This window comes from Plantibacter auratus (genome assembly GCF_050587365.1).
GTDB lineage: Bacteria > Actinomycetota > Actinomycetes > Actinomycetales > Microbacteriaceae > Plantibacter > Plantibacter auratus.
This window is the reverse complement of record NZ_JBOBFV010000005.1, coordinates 121,065-140,228: the sequence shown is the minus strand read 5'-3', so window position 1 is coordinate 140,228 and position 19,164 is coordinate 121,065. Positions and strand designations below refer to the sequence as shown.

14 protein-coding genes are annotated in these 19,164 nt (G+C 69.6%); 11 read left to right on the top strand and 3 right to left on the bottom strand.

The genetic code is table 11. The features are described from left to right. The first annotated feature begins 149 nt into the window (after positions 1-149). Positions 150-1,130, top strand: a complete 981-nt coding sequence (locus tag ACQ3HE_RS17615; protein ID WP_430893644.1) for a cyclase family protein — start codon at positions 150-152, stop codon at positions 1,128-1,130. A 55-nt stretch (positions 1,131-1,185) separates the two neighbouring features. Here ACQ3HE_RS17615 and ACQ3HE_RS17610 read toward each other — a convergent pair whose 3' ends face one another. Both ACQ3HE_RS17610 and ACQ3HE_RS17605 read right to left on the bottom strand, forming a co-directional pair. Further along, entirely contained in the window at positions 1,186-4,068 is a 2,883-nt protein-coding gene (locus ACQ3HE_RS17610; RefSeq protein ID WP_430893643.1) for a hypothetical protein, read from the bottom strand. Next, a complete protein-coding gene (locus ACQ3HE_RS17605) occupies positions 4,065-5,954 on the bottom strand; it encodes an HSP90 family protein (protein ID WP_430893642.1) in 1,890 nt (629 codons plus the stop codon). The genes ACQ3HE_RS17610 and ACQ3HE_RS17605 overlap by 4 nt, the downstream gene beginning before the upstream one ends. A 327-nt stretch (positions 5,955-6,281) precedes the next feature. Between ACQ3HE_RS17605 and ACQ3HE_RS17600 the strand changes: the two genes are divergently transcribed. Further along, positions 6,282-7,523: a multidrug effflux MFS transporter gene (locus ACQ3HE_RS17600; protein WP_205858686.1), complete on the top strand. Its 1,242-nt coding sequence runs from the start codon at positions 6,282-6,284 to the stop codon at positions 7,521-7,523. Positions 7,524-7,740: 217 nt separating this feature from the next. On the opposite strand, the gene ACQ3HE_RS17595 is transcribed toward ACQ3HE_RS17600, so the two are convergent. Continuing rightward, positions 7,741-8,169 carry a YchJ family protein gene (locus ACQ3HE_RS17595; RefSeq protein ID WP_430893641.1) on the bottom strand — a complete coding sequence of 143 codons (429 nt, stop codon included), beginning with the start codon at positions 8,167-8,169 and terminating at the stop codon, positions 7,741-7,743. A gap of 162 nt (positions 8,170-8,331) precedes the next feature. Between ACQ3HE_RS17595 and ACQ3HE_RS17590 the strand changes: the two genes are divergently transcribed. The 9 genes from ACQ3HE_RS17590 to ACQ3HE_RS17550 all read left to right on the top strand — a co-directional run bounded on the left by ACQ3HE_RS17590 (position 8,332) and on the right by ACQ3HE_RS17550 (position 19,078). Beyond that, a complete protein-coding gene (locus ACQ3HE_RS17590; RefSeq protein WP_231884318.1) occupies positions 8,332-9,117 on the top strand; it encodes a phosphatase PAP2 family protein in 786 nt (261 codons plus the stop codon). A gap of 262 nt (positions 9,118-9,379) precedes the next feature. Beyond that, positions 9,380-10,432, top strand: a complete 1,053-nt coding sequence (locus tag ACQ3HE_RS17585; RefSeq protein ID WP_159879813.1) for a LacI family DNA-binding transcriptional regulator — start codon at positions 9,380-9,382, stop codon at positions 10,430-10,432. A gap of 43 nt (positions 10,433-10,475) precedes the next feature. After that, on the top strand, positions 10,476-11,498 hold the full coding sequence (locus ACQ3HE_RS17580; RefSeq protein ID WP_159879811.1) for a LacI family DNA-binding transcriptional regulator: 1,023 nt from the start codon (positions 10,476-10,478) through the stop codon (positions 11,496-11,498). Positions 11,499-11,628: 130 nt separating this feature from the next. Beyond that, positions 11,629-12,966, top strand: a complete 1,338-nt coding sequence (locus ACQ3HE_RS17575; protein WP_430893640.1) for an extracellular solute-binding protein — start codon at positions 11,629-11,631, stop codon at positions 12,964-12,966. A gap of 96 nt (positions 12,967-13,062) precedes the next feature. Then, positions 13,063-14,019: a carbohydrate ABC transporter permease gene (locus tag ACQ3HE_RS17570; protein ID WP_159879807.1), complete on the top strand. Its 957-nt coding sequence runs from the start codon at positions 13,063-13,065 to the stop codon at positions 14,017-14,019. Then, positions 14,019-14,939, top strand: coding sequence for a carbohydrate ABC transporter permease (locus ACQ3HE_RS17565; protein WP_138945098.1), 921 nt, complete (start codon positions 14,019-14,021; stop codon positions 14,937-14,939). Before ACQ3HE_RS17570 ends, ACQ3HE_RS17565 begins: the two co-directional genes overlap by 1 nt. 145 nt (positions 14,940-15,084) lie before the next feature. After that, on the top strand, positions 15,085-16,593 hold the full coding sequence (gene arfA / locus ACQ3HE_RS17560; protein WP_430893639.1) for an arabinosylfuranosidase ArfA: 1,509 nt from the start codon (positions 15,085-15,087) through the stop codon (positions 16,591-16,593). Positions 16,594-16,817: 224 nt separating this feature from the next. After that, positions 16,818-17,411: a TetR/AcrR family transcriptional regulator gene (locus tag ACQ3HE_RS17555; protein WP_079706794.1), complete on the top strand. Its 594-nt coding sequence runs from the start codon at positions 16,818-16,820 to the stop codon at positions 17,409-17,411. A 305-nt stretch (positions 17,412-17,716) separates the two neighbouring features. Further along, on the top strand, positions 17,717-19,078 hold the full coding sequence (locus ACQ3HE_RS17550; protein ID WP_430893638.1) for an MFS transporter: 1,362 nt from the start codon (positions 17,717-17,719) through the stop codon (positions 19,076-19,078). Positions 19,079-19,164: the final 86 nt, after the last annotated feature.

Genomic DNA, 19,164 nt, shown 5'->3' with positions numbered 1-19,164 from the left:
CAAGCCCTGTGTACAAAAGCCTCATGAGGGCTGCTTGTGGAGTGCACTCAGCCGTCCAGTCGACGGAACCCCATGGTCATGGCCGGATATCGGTGGCCCATGGCCGGGAATCCCTCGGCAGGGTTCGCAGCACCCGTCAGAATGAGGGCATGACCGAACAACGCGCCGTCCTCGATGCCACCGTCAGCTTCCTGAACGGCGGCGGTCTCGCCGTCGAGGACTTCCGTCTCGACCTGCCGCCCGCCATCGCGCAGGCGAAGGGGAAGGCGCAGCAGCAGGAGGTCGGTCGGCTGCTCGTCACGCACCTCGGTCTCGCGATGGTCGGCGAGATCCGCATCACCAAGCTCGAGATCGTGCGCGAGCAGCACAAGGGCTCCCGCGGGATCCTGGCGGCGGCAGCGGCAGCCGGACTCGAGATCCCGGACGCCGCAGCGCATGCGGACACCGTGCGCCCCCGTCCGGAGGGCGCGCTCGTCGAACTCAGCCACCCGATCCGTGCCGGCCTCCGCACCTACCCGGGGTTGCCGGAACCCGTGATCCGTCCGTTCCTCACCCGTGAGGACTCTCGCCCGAAGTACGCCGAGGGCACCGAGTTCGCGATGGACATCATCGAGATGGTCGGCAACACCGGCACCTACCTCGACAGCCCGTACCACCGCTACGCCGGCGGCGGCGACCTCGCGAGCCTGACACTCGAGCAGCTCGTCGACCTCCCGGCCGAGGTGTTCCACCTCCAGGACTCCACCGAACGCGGCATCGGCGCGAACGTCTTCCTCGAGCGCGAGCTGCGCGGGACCGCCGTCCTCCTGCACACCGGTTGGGACCGCCACTTCGCGACCGAGGCCTACACGAAGGACGCTCCCTACCTCGCCGAGGACGGGGTGCGGTACCTCGTCGAGCAGGGCGTGGTGCTGGTCGGCATCGACTCCATCAACATCGACGACACCGAGCCGGGATCCGGTGGCGCGCGTCCGGCCCACTCGCTGCTCCTCGAAGCCGGGATCCAGGTGGTCGAGCACCTCACCGGCCTCGAGCAGCTCCCCGCGAGCGGCGCCGTCTTCACCGCGACGCCGCCGCTCGTCGAGGACTTCGCGACCTTCCCCGTCCGCGCCTTCGCGCGACTGCCCTAGGCGCGGTCGGAAGACCGTCCTCGCGGTGCCGTCGGCGCGCTGAGGACGGTCCCGATCACTCCTCGATCTCGGCCCGCAGCAGTGCCGCATCGGTGTGCTGCTCCAAGCGCTCGTGCGCGTCCGCGAGTTCGGCCGTGACCGTCGTCCAGTCGGGCGAGCCGGCAGGCAGGCGTCCGCGAGCCGAACGGAACAGGTCGACAGCACCGGCGTGGTCGTCGACGGCGACCCGCGACCTCGCCGCGAACACCTCGGCCACCGCCGCGCCGTTCTCGTCGCCGGCGGCCACGAACCCCGCGGCGGCGAGCCGAGCCGTCGCCGTCGCGTCGTCGGCGCGTCCGAGCGCACCGAGCGAGCGGGCCTCCGAATCGGTGATGTCGGCCACGAGCCACGCGGCCTCGTGCGCCGAGGCGATGTCACGAGCCTCCGAGTAGAGCGGCAGCCCGGTGTCGTCGCCGAAGGCCGCCCGTGCGCTCGCCGCACGCTGGAGTGCCTGGACGAGGAGCTGCGGGTCGCCCAGCCGGCGAGCGGCGGCGAGGGCCTGGTCGATGACCTCGATCGCGTCGTCGTCCTCGAACTGGACGAGGAGCGTGCTCAACCCGAAGCCGGTGCGGATGACCACCTGGTCGTTCCCGACGGACGCGGCGTCGTCGATCGCTGCGCGCCACACGCCGTACGCCATGCCGTGTTCGCCGATCATGCGCGCGGCCTCGCCCATGTTGGCGAGCAGGTCCGCGAGCTCACCCGGCGCGGCGTGCTCGCGCTTCGCCTGGTAGACCTCGTCGTAGTGCTCGAGCGCCGTGGCGGCATCGCCCGCGAACTGGAGGTACCGCGCGAGTTGGAGGGTGAGCGAGTCGAGGTCGTCGTACTCCGCCCGCTTCGCGTGGGTGATCGCCAGCTGCATGCGGGCCGCGGCCTCGCGGTCACGGTCGGCGTCGCTCAGGAGGGCCGCCGAGAGGGAGCACGCCTGGATGATGCCGAGCCGGTTGCCGAGGAGTGTCTGGAGGGCGACGAGTTCGTCGGCGAGCGCGACCCCTTCGGCGAAGGCCCCGGCCCCGCCGAGCATCCGGGTGCGGAGCGTCAGCGCGGGGAGGCGGACCGACGCCCGCTGCCCGGGCTCGAGGAGTGGGTCGAGAAGCTCTGCCGCCTCCTCGATCCGGCCGGTCACGGCGAAGAGGTGCGCGTGCAGGAGACGGGCCGGCGGGCCTGCCTCGCCCGGGTCGTCGACCGCGGCGGCGAGCACGGCCTCACCGGCGAGCCGGTCGGCGATCCCCATGAACCGTTCCGCGGACTCCTGCTCGGTCTGCGCTCCCGCCAGCTCGAACGCATGGCGTGCGGTGACGACGAGCGTGTGGATGAGCCGGTCCGCGTCGACGGGGACGAGACGGGCGTCGTCGAGCTCGGCGAGCAGGAGGGTGAGCCGGTCCTCGGTCGCCGTGCCGAGGAGGGCCACACCGAAGCGGGCCTCGACGTCGGCGACCGCGATGCGTCCTGCCGCACGGAGCGCGGTGTCGCGGTCGGCCCAGGCCCCGCTCGCGCGGTCGTCGTCACCCTCGATGACCGCTGCCTGCGCGATCGCGCCGAGGAGCCCGGCGCGGAGGTTCTCGTCGGGATCCGCGTCGTCCGCGAGGAGCGCGAGGCCCTGCTCGGCGGCGACGATCGCACCGCGTGGGTCGGCGCTCTGCAGGAGCGCGGAGGTCCGTTCGCGCCACTCGGCGGCCGTGGTCGCCGGTTCCGGCTCGGCGACCGGGGCTGCGAACCCCTCGACCGACAGCGGGAGGTCCCAGTGTTCCGTCGCGAGTGCCCGCGCGGCCTCGAGCCGCTCGGTGCGGAAGCCGTTGCCGTTGCGTTCGTCGAAGGCACGGGTCAGGTGCTCGGCTGCTGCCCAGGCGCGCGCCGCGACCGCGCTGACGGTCCAGTCGGCGGCGTCGGTCGACTCGGAGCCGAGGTACCGGGCAAGGTCCGGGGCGTCGGCACCGCGGACGGGCAGATCACCGTGACCGGCTCGGGCGACGGCATCCAGCAGGACGCCGACCGCGATGAGCCCGTCGGCGTGCCCGGACAGGTTGATGGGGTCGTTGACGAGGGCCGGCAGGTGGCGTTCGAGCATCGCCAGGCCGCGCGCCTCGTTGCCCGTGACGGCGCAGAACACGAGGTGGTCGGCGATGATGCCGAACCCGTCGGCGTTGGAACGGGCGACCCGGTAGCTGCGCTGGTGCGCCGCCTTGGCATCGTCGAATCGGCCGGCGCGGAGGTAGGGGAGGAGCGCCTGTGCCTCGCTCGTCTCCGGCTCCTCGCCACAGCTCATGCGGTTCTCGAACATCTCGTCGTAGATCCGGATCGCGTCGTCGTCGTGCCCGCGGAGCTGGTGGAACCAGGCGTCCTCATTGCGCACGCACGCTTCGCAGTGGCTGTAGCGGTCGTCCTCGATGGTCGAGCGGCGTTCCAGGAACGCGGCGGCCTCGTCGAGGCGACCGGTCACCGTCGCGATGTGGAACTGCGACTGCACCACGCCGCTCATCGTGGCGCCCGCTGCCGCGTACCTCGCCCGCATGTCCTCGTGCATCGCCTCGATCTGCGCGAGCGAGAACGTCGGGTTCGTCGACAGCCGGCCGGCCATCCACTTGTACTGGAACAGCAGGTCGCAGCCGTCGACCGTGATCGGGAAGCGCTCCGGGTCCGCGTCGTGCTTGCCGACGCACCAGCCGAAGGAGCTGAACATGGCGTCGGTGTCGCCCGTCATGTGTGCCGACTGGGTCAACCGCATGCGGGTCGCGTACGCGGCCTCCTCGTCGCCGGCGGCCTCAGCTCGCCGGAGTGCCTCGTCGAGCAGGGCGCGCTCGGCGGGACCACACGGCAGGGTGTCGGCCTCCTCGAGGAGGTCCTGGACGCTCGCGTCGGGGTCGATGTCGTTCACAGGGGTGTCGGTGGTGTCGGTCATCGGAGTTCCTTGTCGTCGAGACCGACACTGAGGCCGATCAGGTCGGTCATGGCTGCGTCGAGCATGCGGCGGTCGCGTGCTTCGAGGGGGCGGTGCCCGGCGAGGAGCGCCTGGACGTAGAGCAGTTGGATGCTGCGCTCGAACACGAGGTCGTCGTCGAGGGTCGCCAAGCGGCGGACGAGCGCCGCGTTCCAGTTGAGGCAGAGCCGGGCTGCAGTGTCGGCCTCAGTGCCTCCCGGGCCGGCGTCGGCGAGGAAGGAGTCGACGGCCCCGACGACCTGCGACCAGATACCCGGCGCGACCGAGGCGGCCCGGTGCCGCTCGAGCCGTCGGAGTACGGACGGGTCGGCGACGTACAGCGCGGCGAGATCGTCCGGCCGGTACCGGCGCACCGAGACCCGGCATTCGACTTCGGCGAGCACGCGGCTGGCGCGGTCCTCGAGTGCCGTCGTCGCGGCGAGGTCGTCCAGGTGCGGCGGCTCGAGGTTGTCGAGCTCGTCGGCGACCGTCACCCGTTCGACCCGCACGCCGTCGATCAGGTGGGGCAGCCGCTCCAGGATCTCCTGGTCGTACACGTACCCGCCGTTGACGATCGGTGAGGCCGGATCGACGACCGCGGCGATCTGACGGAACTCGTCGCGGGATGCCGTGTACCGGATGACACCGGTCTGCGACAGATGTTCGTCGATGGTCATCGTGCCGGCGGAGGTCTCGATCGGGAGCCACCGGACGACGGCGCTCGCGAGGTCGTCGTCGTGAGCGGCGATCGCCTTGATGCCGAGCTGGTGGACGCCGATGAACTCCTGGAGTCGGTGCGGCCGCTGGCGGGCGAGGTCGAGGATCCACCGTCGCAGGGTTGCTCCGATGGCCTCGCGGGTGAACTCCAACGCGTCGTCCTGCACGAGCTGCTCGCGCGACGCCGTCGGGCGGAGCCCCGTCGTGTCGACGATGCAGCGGACGAAGAACGCCCACTCGGGCAGCAGGTCGTCGATCTGTTCGCTCAGCAGCATGCCGCCGAGGTAGACCCGACTCGCCTGCCGGGCGCCCGGCGGAGGCGGTGAGGGGAGGACGAAGGCGGTGCCCCGGGTGCCGGTGCCGGGCACCACGATCTCGACGGCGTCGAAGGGGCGCGTCCCGAGGAGGTCCTCCCCGAACGCCAGGAGCGCCTCGCGAGTGGTCGCCTCAGCCGTCCGGAACACCGGGTCGACGTTGATGCGCACGGGGTGGTCGGGTGCGGAGGGGTCGACCACCCCGACGTCGAGGTCGAGGAACCGTCCGAAGGTGGTGGCGAGGCCGAGCACCGTGCCGTGCCCGAGCAGACTGCCGTCGTGCAGTGGACCGTCGATGCGTGGGTCGAGTACGACCTCCGAGCCGATCGGCATGGCGGTGGTCGTGGCGTCGTCGAGTTCGCGGATCGTGAAGGTGCCGTCGGCGTCGCCGATCCACTCGATGGCCGGACCGCCACGAGCCGAACGGCTGCGGACGGTGATGGTGTCGGCCACCATGAAGCAGCTCAGCAGACCGATGCCGAACCGGCCGAGGTAGTCGCCGCGCTGGAGTTCGTCGAGGTCGCCGCGCTTGGAGCTGCGGCCGACCGTCGCCAGCAGCTCGGCGGCCTCGTCGCGGGTGAGCCCGACACCGTCGTCGCGGAATCGGAACGGCGTACCCGCCTCCGAGCCGGACGGCGGCACGTGCGGGGTGATGAGGAGTCTGCCGGGAGGCGCCGTCGGGTCGTCTGCGCGACGGGCTGCGACGGCGTCGCGTCCGTTCTGCAGGAGCTCGCGGAGGTAGACGCGCGGTCCCGAGTAGATGTGGCGGCTGAGCAGGTCGACGACTCCGCGGAGATCGACCTGGAACGGCAGCGGGGCTCGGGAGTGGTCTGGCATGGCTCTCTTCCGTCGGCGGCTACGGGGCCTGCATCGGGGGTACATGCAGGGTGGATCGGGCTCCAGGCAGACGGACCGCGACCGGTTCGTCTGCAGCCGGATCAGCCTAGCGAACGTCGTGAAACGGATGCTGGGCGGTCGCCTGGGGGTCGTCGAGGCGACCCTGCTCCCCAGGGCCTGTGGAGCGAGGTCGACGCCGATCGGTCGTCGGGGGGTGTCGCGAAAACGCGTCCCCGGCTGCTAGCCTTGACGGCGCTTCTCGAATCGATTCGACATCGGTTCGAACCACCCCTCCCACCCCGCACCTCGCTAGGAATCCGTTCACCAGTGCACACCGCAGGAATCACCGTCGTCCACCCAGGGGACTCGCTCTCGGGCAGGCAGCGCCTCGTCTACATCCTCGTGCTCGGCGCGCTCACCGCGCTCGGGCCGTTCACCATCGACCTTTACCTGCCGGCGTTCCCGATCCTCGAACAGGACCTCGACGTCCCGGTCAGCCTCATCCAGCTCACCCTCACCGGGACCACGATCGGCTTCGCGGTGGGTCAGCTCTTCATGGGGCCCTGGAGCGACAAGGTCGGCAGGCGTCTCCCGCTCATCCTCGCGACGAGCATCCACATCCTGGCCTCGGTCGGCGCCGCGTTCGCGCCCGACATCGGGTGGCTCATGGTGTTCCGCGTGCTGCAGGGTGCCGGTGCGGCGGCCGGTGGTGTCGTCGCGATGGCGATGGTCCGCGACCTCTTCGGCGGGAAGCCGCTCGTGCGGATGCTGTCGCGACTCGCGCTCGTGAACGGGCTCGCGCCGATCGCCGCCCCCGTCATCGGGTCGCAGCTCCTCCTCGTCCTCGACTGGCGCGGACTCTTCGTGTTCCTCGCCGCCTACGGGCTGTTCGTCGTCATCGCGGTGTCGCTCTGGATCGTCGAGACCCTACCGCCGGCGCGGCGTCGCGACGCCGGGCACAGTACCGTCCGCGACCGCTACCGCTCGGTGTTCAGCGACCGCGTGTTCGTCGGTGTCGCCCTCATCGGTGGCATGAGCTTCTCGGGCCTGTTCGCCTACCTCTCGAGCTCGTCGTTCCTCTTCCAGGAGGTCTACGACTTCGACGCGCAGGAGTACGGTCTCCTGTTCGCGGTGAACTCGCTCGGCATCGTCGCCGGGGTGCAGATCTCGTCGCGCCTCATGCGCTGGTACGGGCCGCAGTGGATCCTCGCGTGCACGACCATCGTGCAGCTCATCTCCGCAGTGACGATCGTCGCGCTGACGATGGCCGACGTCGGGCTGTTCGGTGTGCTGGTGCCGCTGTTCTTCTTCATCCTGTCGTGTGGCTTCGGCTTCCCGGCGGTGCAGGTGCTCGCCCTCGCGAACCACGGGCACGAGGCCGGGACTGCGGCGTCGCTCCTCGGGGCGCTCAACTTCGGGCTTGCGGGACTCATCTCGCCCATCGTCGGTGTGCTCGGGATCGGTACCGCGATCCCCATGGGTGCCGTGATGGCCGCGACCTCGGTCGTGTCGGTGTGTGCGCTCTGGTTCATCGTGCAACCGAAGAAGGTCCCGGCCCTCGCCGGCTGACCTGGTGGGTTGCGCCAGCGCGGTGCGCTGACGTGAGCGCGGGCCTGTGGCGTGAGCGCGGGTCTCCGGAGCGGCGCGCTCACGGCTGCGACCCGCGGTCGCGCCAGTTCGGGCTCGCTCACGTGGCCGCACCGCGCTGACGCCGGTTCCGGGCGGTTCGGGCCGGCGCACCGCGCTGACGCCGGCATCGGGGCCGGATCGGTCGGGCGGGTCCCGGTCAGACTGAGGGGTCCACGCCGTCGACGTACGTCCACGCGCCGGTGTCTTTCGAGAACCGACTCCGTTCGTGCTGGCTCCCCGCGGAGCCCCGCACGCCGGGAACCTTGTGGTGCGCGACGAACTCGACCATCCCCTCGGTGTCGAGCAGCCCACCTCGGGACGTCGCGACGATGTCGAGCCGGTACCAGCGGAGCGAGTCGTCCAACTCGAGCGATGCCGGCTTGGTCGACGGATGCCACGTGCGCAACAGGTACTCCGGGTCGCCGACCGCGAAGGCCGAGAACCGTGACCGCATGAGCGCCTCCGCGGTCGCCGCCGACGACTCGCCTCGGTGCAGGCGGCCGCAGCAAGCGCCGTACGTCTCACCGGACAGGCAGGGGCACCGTGCGTCGTCGGCGAGGGCAGCGGTTCGGGCGTCGGTCGTCACTGCTCCAGTATCGCCCGCCAGGCTCGCGGGTCGTGCTCGCCGGACGTCGGTTGTCACTGCCCATCGGCACGCGTCCGGTGGCGCATCGGCGCGGCGATCAGCACGACATCCTCTCGGCGCAAGCCCGCGCGTGAGACATGCCCGACACGGCATGATGGGACGATGACGGCACCCGACGACCACGACGATCCCGCAGCTGCACCGGCTCCCGAGGTGCACGAGGCGGTCTCGCCCGCGCTCGACGAGTCGGGTTCGCTCGCGATGGATCCGGACCCGGCGTCGATCCGGCCCGATCCGAAGCTCGCCGCGAAGGTCTCCCGGCGGTGGCCGTTGATCAGCGGCGCGATCGCCGTGGTCCTCGTCCTCCTGCTCGGCGTACTGCTCTTCCAGCGCGGTCCGAACGCCCCGTTCGGGTTCGACGAGGAGTGGATGCAGGAGGTCCTTGAGGAGCGTTCGCCGTGGCTCGTCCAGGCTGCGCTCGTCATGAACTGGCTCGGCGGCGGGGTCGTCGCGATCTTCGTCGTGCCGCTGCTCGGGATCGCCGTCCTGCTGCTGTTGCGCCGTCCATGGGCCGCCCTGTACTTCGCACTCGTCTCGGCCCTGAGTGCCGGAGCGGTGCAGATCATCAAGAACATCGTCGGTCGGTCACGGCCCGAGGACATCCTCGTCCACGCGGACTTCGGTTCCTTCCCCTCGGGGCACAGTGCGAACGCGGCGACCATCGCCGTCGCGTTCGGGATCATCTTCCCGCGGGTCTGGGTGTGGCTGATCGGTGTCGCCTACACGCTGCTGATGATGCTGTCGCGGACCTATCTCGGTGCCCACTGGGTGAGCGACACGATCGGTGGGCTGCTGCTCGGTGCCGGTGTCGCGCTCATCATCGCGGTGCCGTTGCTGCACCGGATGTCGACCGAACCGAAGAAACGGGTCCCGCTCACCGACGGCTGATCGAGTGGACGTCCGTCGCTCGTCGCTTGACGTCTACCGCCCGTCGTTCGCGTGCTGTCGTGACGCCAGCGCGGTGCGCTGACCCCAGACCGCTCGGATCGGCGTGAGCGCGGGTCCACCGCCTGGGCGCGCCCCTCCGGAGGCCCGCGCTCACGCCACAGACCCGCGCTCGCGTCAGCGCACCGCGCTGGCGGCCACGACACCCCGTGCCGGCGGAGCGGTAGTCTGCTGACAGCCGGGAGCCGGCCGGGGGAGGAGACGCGTGTCGATCACGATGCACGACGTCGCCGCACGCGCGGGCGTCTCGATCAAGACCGTCTCGAACGTCGTCAACGACTACCCGCACGTGAGCGACGCGACCCGCTCCAAGGTCGAGCGCGCGATCGCCGAGCTCGGCTACCGCCCCAACCTCTCGGCCCGGAGCCTCCGCTCCGGCCGGTCCGGCGTGATCAGCCTCATCATCCCCGACCTCCGCAACGCCTACTTCGCGGAGCTCGCGGACGCGGTCATGCGTCAGGCTCGTGCGCGCGGGCTCTCGGTGCTCATCGAGCAGGTGGCCGGCGGTCGCGACGTCGAGCTCGAGATCCTTCGCGGGCCGCGCATGCAGCTCGTCGACGGCATCCTCTACAGTCCGCTCAGCCTCGACCGCGACGACAGTGCGCTACTTCCGGACGGGCCCATGGTGATCCTCGGTGAGCAATTGTTCGACGGCGACCGCGACCACGTGACGATGGCCAACGTCGACGGCGCCCGCGCGGCGACCGAACACCTGCTCGCGCAGGGCAGACGCCGCATCGTCGCACTCGGCACCGACCCGCACGACACCCTCGGGCCGGCCGCCCTCCGTCTCCAGGGGTATCGCGAGGCGCTCGAAGCCGCGGGCATCCCGGCCGATCCCGCCTACGTCAGCACCGTCGTCAGCTGGCACCGTAGCGACGGGGCGAACGCGATGCGCGAGGTCATCGCCGCGGGCCTGCCGTTCGACGGCGTCGTCGCCTTCAACGATGCGATGGCCCTCGGTGCCATGCGCGTCCTCCAGGACGCCGGGCTCCGCATCCCCGACGACGTCGCGATCATCGGCTTCGACGACCTGGACGAGACGCGCTACGCCCTCCCGACCCTGTCCACGGTCGACATCGGCCGGGAGGAGATCGCGGAGCGCGCCGTCGAGCTCCTGATCGAGCGGATCGCCGCACCCGGGCAGCCGGAGGCACCGCGCGCGATCGTCAGTGGCTTCCGCGTCGTCCCGAGGGAGTCCACCGGCTCCGTGATCGCCCACACGCCCGGATCCAGGGCCGCTCCTTCAACGTTGTAGAGTGCGTACAGGGCGGCCGGGCATGCCGCCGCCGAGGAGGATCATGGCGACCACCCTGCACGACGTCGCGAAGCTCGCCGGGGTGTCCGCCAAGACCGTCTCGAACGTCGTCAACGACTACCCGCACATCAAGCAGGCGACCAAGGAGCGGGTGCTCGCGGCGATCGCCGAGCTCGGCTACCGCCCGAACCTCTCCGCGCGTGGGCTCCGCTCCGGCCGGTCCGGCGTCATCAGCCTGATCATCCCCGACCTCCGGAACTCCTACTTCGCCGAGCTCGCCGACGCCGTCATGCACGCCGCGGCGCAGCGTGGTCTGTACGTGCTCATCGAGCAGACCGGTGGCGACCGCGAGCGCGAGGCGGCGCTCGTCCGTGGTCCGCGGACGCAGCTCGTCGACGGCATCCTGTACTCCGCGCTCGAGCTGGGGGAGGAGGACGTCGACATCCTCGCCGAGGTGCGCACACCGATGGTCCTCCTCGGCGAACGGATCTTCAACGCTCCGAACGACCACGTCACGATGCAGAACACCGAGGGTGTCCGGGCGGCGACGGAGCACCTGATCGCTTCGGGGCGCCGACGGATCGTGGCGTTCGGGGCACACCCGGGGGAGGAGATCGGTTCGGCCGGGCTGCGCCTCGTCGGCTACCGTGAAGCGCTCGACGCCGCGGGGCTGCCGTACGACGCGTCCCTCGTGCGGGAGGTCGAGATCTGGCATCGCCTGGACGGCGCGGTCGCGATGCGCGCGATGCTCGACGAGGGAGTGCGGTTCGACGGCATCGTCGCCTTCAACGACGCCCTCGCCCTCGGCGCGATGCGCGTGCTGAGTGAGCGTGGCATCCGCATGCCGGAGCAGGTGGCGATCATCGGCTTCGACGACATCGACGAGGGACGCTACTCCCTGCCGTCGCTGTCGACGATCGCGCCGGGGCGCGACCAGATCGCCGAGACGGCCGTGGATCTGCTGCTGGAGCGCATCGAGCGGCGCGACGAGTCCTTCCCGCCGCGCCTCGTGCTCGCTGACTTCGAGCTCGTCCAGCGGGAGTCCACCGCGCTCCCAGCCGTCTGATCCACCACTTCGATTCGTCCTTGACATCGCTGGAACCACCCGGCATCATGCTTTTACAACGTTTACCTTCAACGTTGTAAAACCCGGCACGATGACAATGAAGTTCCATCTCCGAGAGGACAGCACCCACATGAAGTCACGAGTTCTCGCAGCAGTCGGCACGGTCGCCGTTGCAGCGATGGCCCTCACCGGATGCTCCACCGGTGGCGCAAGCGGAGGCGGCGAAGCCTCCTGCACCAACACCATCACCAAGAAGGACGTGCCGCAGGTCACCGTCTGGGCTTGGTTCCCCGCCTTCGAGCAGGTCGTCGACCTCTTCAACGAGACGCACGACGACGTCCAGGTCTGCTGGACAAACGCCGGCCAGGGAAACGACGAGTACACGAAGTTCTCCACCGCCATCGAGGCGAAGTCCGGCGCACCCGACGTCATCATGCTCGAGTCCGAGGTCATCTCCAGCTTCACGATCCGCAAGGCGCTCGTCGACATCGGCGAGCTGGGCGCGAACGAGGTCAAGGACAAGTACACCGAGGGCGCGTGGAACGACGTCACGAGCGGTGATTCGGTGTACGCGATCCCGGTCGACAGCGGCCCGATGGGTATGCTCTACCGCCAGGACCTCTTCGACAAGGCCGGCATCGCCGTCCCGACCACCTGGGACGAGTTCGCCGCCGCCGCGAAGCAGCTGAAGGACGCCGGCACGGGTGTCCTCGCCAACTTCCCGACGAACGGCCGGGCCTTCAACCAGGCGTTGTTCGCGCAGGCCGGCTCCAAGCCGTTCGAGTACGACAAGACGAAGCCCACCGAGGTGTCGATCGACGTGAACGACGACGCGTCCAAGCGGGTCCTCAACTACTGGGACGGCCTCGTGAAGGAGGGACTCGTCACCACCGACGACGCCTTCACCGCCGACTACAACACGAGCCTCGTCGACGGCACCTACGCCGTCTACCTCGCGGCCGCGTGGGGCCCGGGCTACCTGCAGGGCCTCTCCGACGCCGACGACACCGCCGTGTGGCGCGCCGCCCCGCTCCCGCAGTGGGACGCGGCGAACCCCGTCCAGGTGAACTGGGGCGGTTCCACCTTCGCCGTGACCGAGCAGGCGAAGGACAAGAAACTCGCCGCCGAGGTCGCGAAGGACATCTTCGGCACCGACGAGGCGTGGAAGATCGGCATCGAGCAGGGTGCGCTGTTCCCGACGTACAAGCCGATCCTGGAGTCCGACTACTTCACGAACCTCGAGTACCCGTTCTTCGGTGGTCAGCAGATCAACAAGGACGTCTTCCTCGCCGCGGCGGCCGGCTACAGCGGCTTCACGTTCAGTCCGTTCCAGAACTACGCGTTCGACCAGTTGACCGAGCAGCAGTACGCGATGGTCCAGGGGGAGAAGACCGCCGACGAGGCGCTCGACGACCTCCAGGCGAGCCTCGAGACGTACGCCACCGAGCAGGGCTTCACCTCGAAGTAGCCCGCCGGGGCGGCCGCGACGCCGCCCCGCACGTCCTCCGTCACCGGGGCGGCGCAGTCGCCGCCCCGGTGGTCCCCACGACTCGAAAGCAGCATCATGGCACTCACCACCGGATCGGCCTCCACCGCCGCGTCGGCCGCCAGGATCGTCCGTCCGCGACGAGGCGGCATCGGCGCGATCGACCGGCGACGGCAACGCTGGGGCTGGCTCTTCGTCGCCCCCTTCGCCGTGGTCTTCGCGGCCTTCCTCATCTTCCCGCTCTGCTACGCGTTCTGGATGAGCCTCCAGACCTCCACCCTCGCGACCGGTACCGAGTTCACGGGCCTCGCGAACTACGCGAAGGCCTTCACCGACCCGATCTTCCTCAGCGGGCTCGCGCGGGTGGCGATGTTCGCGCTCGTCATGATCCCCGCACAGATGCTCGTCGCGCTCGTCGCAGCCCTCGTGCTCGACAACCTGGCGACCGTCCTGTCGAAGTTCTCGCGGCTCATGATCTTCGTCCCGTACGCCATCCCCGTGGTCATCGGCGCGCTCATGTGGGGCTTCCTCTACAGCCCCCGCTTCGGTCCGGCGACCGACGTCTTCGCGCTCTTCGGGGCCACGGCGCCGTCCTTCCTCGACCAGAGCAGCATCTTCGGCAGCCTCGTCAACATCGTGACCTGGCAGTGGTCGGGCTACTACATGATCATCATCTATGCGGCGCTCCGCGGCATCGACCCGTCCATCTACGAAGCCGCCCGCATCGACGGCGCGAACGCGTTCCAGACCGCGCTGCGCATCAAGGTGCCGATGATCTCCTCGTCGATGGTCATGGTGCTCATCTTCGCCATGATCGGCACGCTGCAGTTCTTCACCGAACCGCAGGTGCTGCGCGGGGTCGCCCAAGGTGCCATTCCCATCTCGTACACACCGAACATGTACGCGTACTCCCTCGCCTTCTCGTACAGCCAGTTCAACTACGCCTCCGCGATCTCCTTCGCGCTCGGGATCATCGTGTTCATCGGCTCGTACGTCTTCCTCTTCCTCACGCGCAAGCAGAGCGGACTCAAATGATGAGCGCCACCACCGCCATCCCGGCCGTCAACCCGAAGGCCGGACGACGACGTCAGGGTCCCGAGGCCCGTACCGGTGGCCGACGCGTCGGCTCGCACCTCTTCCTCCTCGCCCTCGTCATCTACTTCATCCTCCCGCTGTGGTGGTTGATCGTCGCAGCCACGAAGGACACCTCCGGGCTCTTCACCGGCTCCGGCGGGCCGCTCTGGTTCGACGGTGAGTTCAACTTCTTCGACAACGTCGCCGAGCTCTCCACCCACCAGGGCGGCATCTACTGGCGCTGGCTCGGGAACTCCTTCCTGTACGCGTTCTCGGGCGGGATCGGTGCCACGGTCCTCGCGGTGCTCGCCGGATACGGCTTCGCCAAGTACCGGTTCCGTGGTCGCTCCCTGTTCTTCAACCTGCTGCTCGGTGCGGTCATGGTCCCGCTCACGGCCCTGGTCATCCCGACCTTCGTCCTGCTCAGCCAGGTCGGGCTCGTCAACACGATCTGGGCCGTGATCCTCCCGTCGCTGCTCAGCCCGTTCGGCGTCTACCTCATGCGCATCTACACCCAGGACGCCATCCCGGACGAGATCCTCGACGCCGCGCGGGTCGACGGCGCAGGGGAGCTGCGGACGTTCTTCCAGGTCGCGCTCCCGCTGCTGCGACCGGCGATCGTCACGGTGCTGCTGCTCTCGATCGTCGGCACGTGGAACAACTTCTTCCTGCCGCTGGCGGTGCTCAGCGACCCGAACCTGCTTCCCGTGACGGTCGGACTGAACAACTGGACGGCGCTGTCGAACGCGGGCGCCGGCGGCGAGCAGGTGTGGAACCTCATCGTCACCGGGGCGTTCATCTCGATCGTGCCGCTCATCATCGCCTTCCTCTCCCTGCAGCGGTACTGGCAGGGCGGGCTCTCCCTCGGCAGCGTGAAGTGAGCCGCTCCACAGACGCGCCGCCGCGGCGTCGCCCCGACCGGGCACTCCACGACATCATCGACACCACGACCGCCCACGCAACGCACGAACGACCAGCACTGCACGCCACGGCCGACTCCGGCCCGAACGAAGGACACCTCCCGTCATGACCACCGCACGCATCGCCATCGACCCGAACGTCACGGTCGCCCCCGTCAACCGCCGGATCTTCGGCTCGTTCGTGGAGCACCTGGGCCGCTGCGTCTACGACGGCATCTACGAGCCCGGCCACCCCACCGCCGACGCCGACGGCTTCCGCGGCGATGTGGTGGACCTCGTCACGGAGCTCGGTACGAGCACCATCCGCTACCCCGGCGGCAACTTCGTCTCCGGCTACCGCTGGGAGGACGGCGTCGGGCCGCGCGAGAACCGCCCCGTGCGCCGCGACCTGGCCTGGCACTCGCTCGAGACCAACCAGGTCGGCGTCGACGAGTTCGCCAAGTGGTGCAAGCTCACCGGCAGCGAGATGATGATGGCCGTCAACCTCGGCACGCGCGGGGTGCTCGAAGCGCTCGACCTCCTCGAGTACACGAACCACCCGAGCGGCACCGCGCTGTCCGACCAGCGGATCGCGAACGGCGCACCAGAGCCCTACGGCATCAGCATGTGGTGTCTCGGCAACGAGATGGACGGGCCGTGGCAGGTCGGCGCGATGTCGGCCGACGACTACGGCAAGCTGGCCGCCCGCACTGCGTCGGCGATGAAGATGGTCGACCCGAAGCTCGAACTCGTCGTCTGCGGATCGTCGAGTTCCTCGATGCCGACCTTCGGCGACTGGGAGCGCACCGTCCTCGAGCACAGCTTCGACTCGGTGGACTACATCTCCTGCCACGCGTACTACCAGGAGCGCGATGGCGACCTCGGGTCGTTCCTCGCCTCGTCGCTCAACATGGAGTACTTCATCCGCACGGTCGTCGCGGCCGCCGACCACGTGCAGCACAAGCGTCACTCCGACAAGCAGATCCAGCTCTCGTTCGACGAGTGGAACGTCTGGTACCTCGACGAGTGGAACGCGATCGAGGGCACGATCGAGGAGTGGGCCTACGCGCCCCGCCTCATCGAGGACGTCTACTCGGTCGCCGACGCGGTCGTGTTCGGCAACCTGCTGATGACGCTCCTCAAGCACAGCGACCGCGTCGGTTCCGCGAGCCTCGCGCAGCTCGTGAACGTCATCGCCCCGATCATGACCGAGCCGGGTGGCGGAGCCTGGCGGCAGACGACGTTCTTCCCGTTCTCGGTCACCAGCCGGCTCGCGTCGGGTGTCGTGCTCGCTCCGCGCATCGAGGTCGGCAGCTACTCCACGAAGGTCCACGGCGACGCACCGCTCGTCGACTCGGTCGCGACGTACGACGCCGAGGCCGGGACCGCGGCCGTGTTCCTCGTGAACCGCCACCAGGACGAGGCGATCACGGTGACCGTCGACGTCTCGGCACTCGGCGTCGGTTCGATCGTCGAGGCGAACGGCATCCACGACGAGGACGTCTACGCGAAGAACACGATCGACGACCGCGAGCGCGTCGGTCTCGTCGCGAACGAGAGCGCGTCGCTCGCCGACGGCACCCTCACGATCACGCTCCCGCCCGTGTCGTGGACGGCGGTCGCACTCGGCGCCTGAGTCGGGAAGCGGGAAGCGGGAAGCGGGCTGCGGGCTGCGGGAAGCGGACTGCGAGCCAGGGGTCTCGACGTTCGCAACTCAGGACGATCGCGGCGGGTCTGCCTCGCTCGCGACGATCGCGGGACGGCGCGCCGGACCCGTCCTGAGTGATGCACGTATCGGCGTCGGCGGCGGGTGGAGGAATCCCACCCACCGCCGACGTCGCGCGGCCCTACAATCGGCACATGACGGCACGGGGCTCCTACGCGAAAGGTGTTGCGCGTCGGGAGGAGATCCTGCGCGTCGCGCTCGCGGTGTTCGCGCGCGAGGGGTATCGCGGCACGTCGCTCCGTGAGGTCGCGCGTGAGGTCGGCGTCAGCCTGCCGGGGCTCATGCACTACTTCGAATCCAAGGAGCACCTGTTCGCGGCGATCCTGCGGGAGCGCGACGCCGTCGACTACGAGGAGTTCGCCGCGGCCGGCTCCCAGGACGCGATCGAGGGTCTGGTCGCCGTCATGCGGCACAACAGCGATGTCCCGGGCCTCGTCGAGTTGTACCTGACGATGGCGGCCGCCGCCGGAGATGCGGAACACCCGGTGCGCGGGTTCTTCGTCGATCACGTCACAGCGGTGCGCCGGAGCATCGCCGACGTCGTCCGGGATCGCCAGGCTTCCGGGCGGGTCACCGCGGGCATCGATCCCGAGCACGTGGCGCGCGTCATGGTCGCCCTCGCCGACGGGCTGCAAGTGCAGTGGACGCTCGATCCCTCCGTCGACATGGCCGGTGACCTCGAGCGCGCCTGGGCCCTCCTCGTCGGTGACGCCGGCGCGGTGCGCTGACCCGAGCGCGGGTCTGTGGGGCCCGGCGCGGTGCGGTGACGCGAGCGCTGGGGAATCGGCGTGGGTGCGCCCCGGCCGCGTGGGCGCGCCCCTCCGGAGACCCGCGCTCACGCGGCTGGGCCGCGCTCGCGTCAGCGCACCGCGCTGGCAGCAGCCCACACCGACAGGTTTCGTGAAAACCTTTTGACCACTCGGGTTTCGCGCCTATACTCAAAGCCGTGCAGTGATCGGTTTCCCGGTCCTGCCAGGACAGCACCACCCGCGGGCCAGAGCCGGTCCGCAGCTCAGCGTTGAGAGGAACTCGGATGTCCAACCCACCCCGCCGCCCAAAACCCACCGGTCAGCGTGCCTCGAGCGGCCCATACGTCAGCCTCGTCACCGGCCCGTCGGGACCGACGGAACGAGCATCGAAGCGTGTCGTCACCACCATGGCGCTCGCCCAGTTCGGTCTGTTCGTGGCCCTGCTCGCCCCGGTCACCGTGAGCCTGGCCCTCAAGACGCAGCAGCTCGTCGCCGGTGACCAGGCGGCGGTCGTCAACGGCAACGTCCTCTCCATCGCCGCCCTGTTCGCCCTCGTCGCGAACCCGGTGATCGGCCGCCTGTCCGACATCACGCTTTCTCGCTTCGGCCGCCGCCGCCCGTGGATGTTCCTCGGCGCCATCGGCTTCGTCGCCTCGCTCACCATCGTCGCCCTCGCTCCGAACGTCCCGGTCCTCATCGCCGGCTGGTGCCTCGCACAACTCACCGGCAACGCCATCCTCGGCCCGCTGCTCGCGACGATCGCCGACCAGGTCCCGCCGGAACAGCGCGGGAGCGTCTCCGCGAACGTCGGCGTGATGCAGAACGTCGGCATCCTCGCTGCGGCCTTCGTGGCCAGCTGGTTCGTCACCGACATGCTGCTCCTCTTCGTCGCTCCGGCCGTCTTCGCACTCATCACCGTGTGGCTGTACTGCTTCGTCCTGCCCGACCGCGCGATCACCACCCGTCCGGACGTCGGCGGATGGAAGGGTCTGCTCTTCACCTTCTGGGTGAACCCGCTCAAGCACCCGGACTTCGGTTGGGTCTGGCTCTCACGGTTCCTGCTGACGCTCGCCTCGTTCCTCTTCGTCGCGTTCCGCCTGTTCTTCCTGCAGGAGGAGGTCGGGCTCTCGCAGCAGGGCGCCGTCGACACCCTGACCATGGGTGTGCTGATCTACACGATCGCGCTCGTCATCACCGCGAAGCTCGGCGGTTGGCTGTCGGACCGGATGCTCAACCGCAAGGTGTTCGTCATCGGGTCGACGGCGGTGTTCGCGGTCGGACTCATCCTGCTCGCCCACACCACGACGGTGCCCATGTTCTACGTCGTCGAGGCGATCATGGGGGCGGCGTACGGCGTGTACGTCGCGGTGGACACCGCCCTCGTCGTGGACGTCCTGCCGAACCCGGACGACGCGGCGAAGGACCTCGGTGTCCTCAACATCGCGAACGCCCTGCCGCAGTCGCTCGCCGGCGCGGTGGGCGCGTTCCTCCTCGGACTCGGCGCGGTCGGCAACAACTACACGGCCCTGTTCTGGGGCGCCGGGGTGATCGCCGTGCTCGGCGCGCTGACGATCCTGCCGGTCCGACACCGCATGACCCGGAACGCCGACGGGACGATCACCGGATCGATCGCGACCCGTGGGTGATCCCGGTCGCGCCTCTCGCACCCCGATCACCAGCTCCACTCCATCACCCAGCGACGCCAAGGACGGCGTCAGAACGGACGGCAACA

What these genes read in the sequence shown, in the direction of transcription:
- ACQ3HE_RS17615 (WP_430893644.1), top strand. Translation starts at nt 150, where the DNA reads ATGACCGAACAACGCGCCGTCCTCGATGCCACCGTCAGCTTCCTGAAC.
- ACQ3HE_RS17610 (WP_430893643.1), bottom strand. Translation starts at nt 4,068, where the DNA reads ATGACCGACACCACCGACACCCCTGTGAACGACATCGACCCCGACGCG.
- ACQ3HE_RS17605 (WP_430893642.1), bottom strand. Translation starts at nt 5,954, where the DNA reads ATGCCAGACCACTCCCGAGCCCCGCTGCCGTTCCAGGTCGATCTCCGC.
- ACQ3HE_RS17590 (WP_231884318.1), top strand. Translation starts at nt 8,332, where the DNA reads ATGACGGCACCCGACGACCACGACGATCCCGCAGCTGCACCGGCTCCC.
- ACQ3HE_RS17580 (WP_159879811.1), top strand. Translation starts at nt 10,476, where the DNA reads ATGGCGACCACCCTGCACGACGTCGCGAAGCTCGCCGGGGTGTCCGCC.
- ACQ3HE_RS17575 (WP_430893640.1), top strand. Translation starts at nt 11,629, where the DNA reads ATGAAGTCACGAGTTCTCGCAGCAGTCGGCACGGTCGCCGTTGCAGCG.
- ACQ3HE_RS17570 (WP_159879807.1), top strand. Translation starts at nt 13,063, where the DNA reads ATGGCACTCACCACCGGATCGGCCTCCACCGCCGCGTCGGCCGCCAGG.
- ACQ3HE_RS17565 (WP_138945098.1), top strand. Translation starts at nt 14,019, where the DNA reads ATGAGCGCCACCACCGCCATCCCGGCCGTCAACCCGAAGGCCGGACGA.
- arfA (WP_430893639.1), top strand. Translation starts at nt 15,085, where the DNA reads ATGACCACCGCACGCATCGCCATCGACCCGAACGTCACGGTCGCCCCC.
- ACQ3HE_RS17555 (WP_079706794.1), top strand. Translation starts at nt 16,818, where the DNA reads ATGACGGCACGGGGCTCCTACGCGAAAGGTGTTGCGCGTCGGGAGGAG.
- ACQ3HE_RS17550 (WP_430893638.1), top strand. Translation starts at nt 17,717, where the DNA reads ATGTCCAACCCACCCCGCCGCCCAAAACCCACCGGTCAGCGTGCCTCG.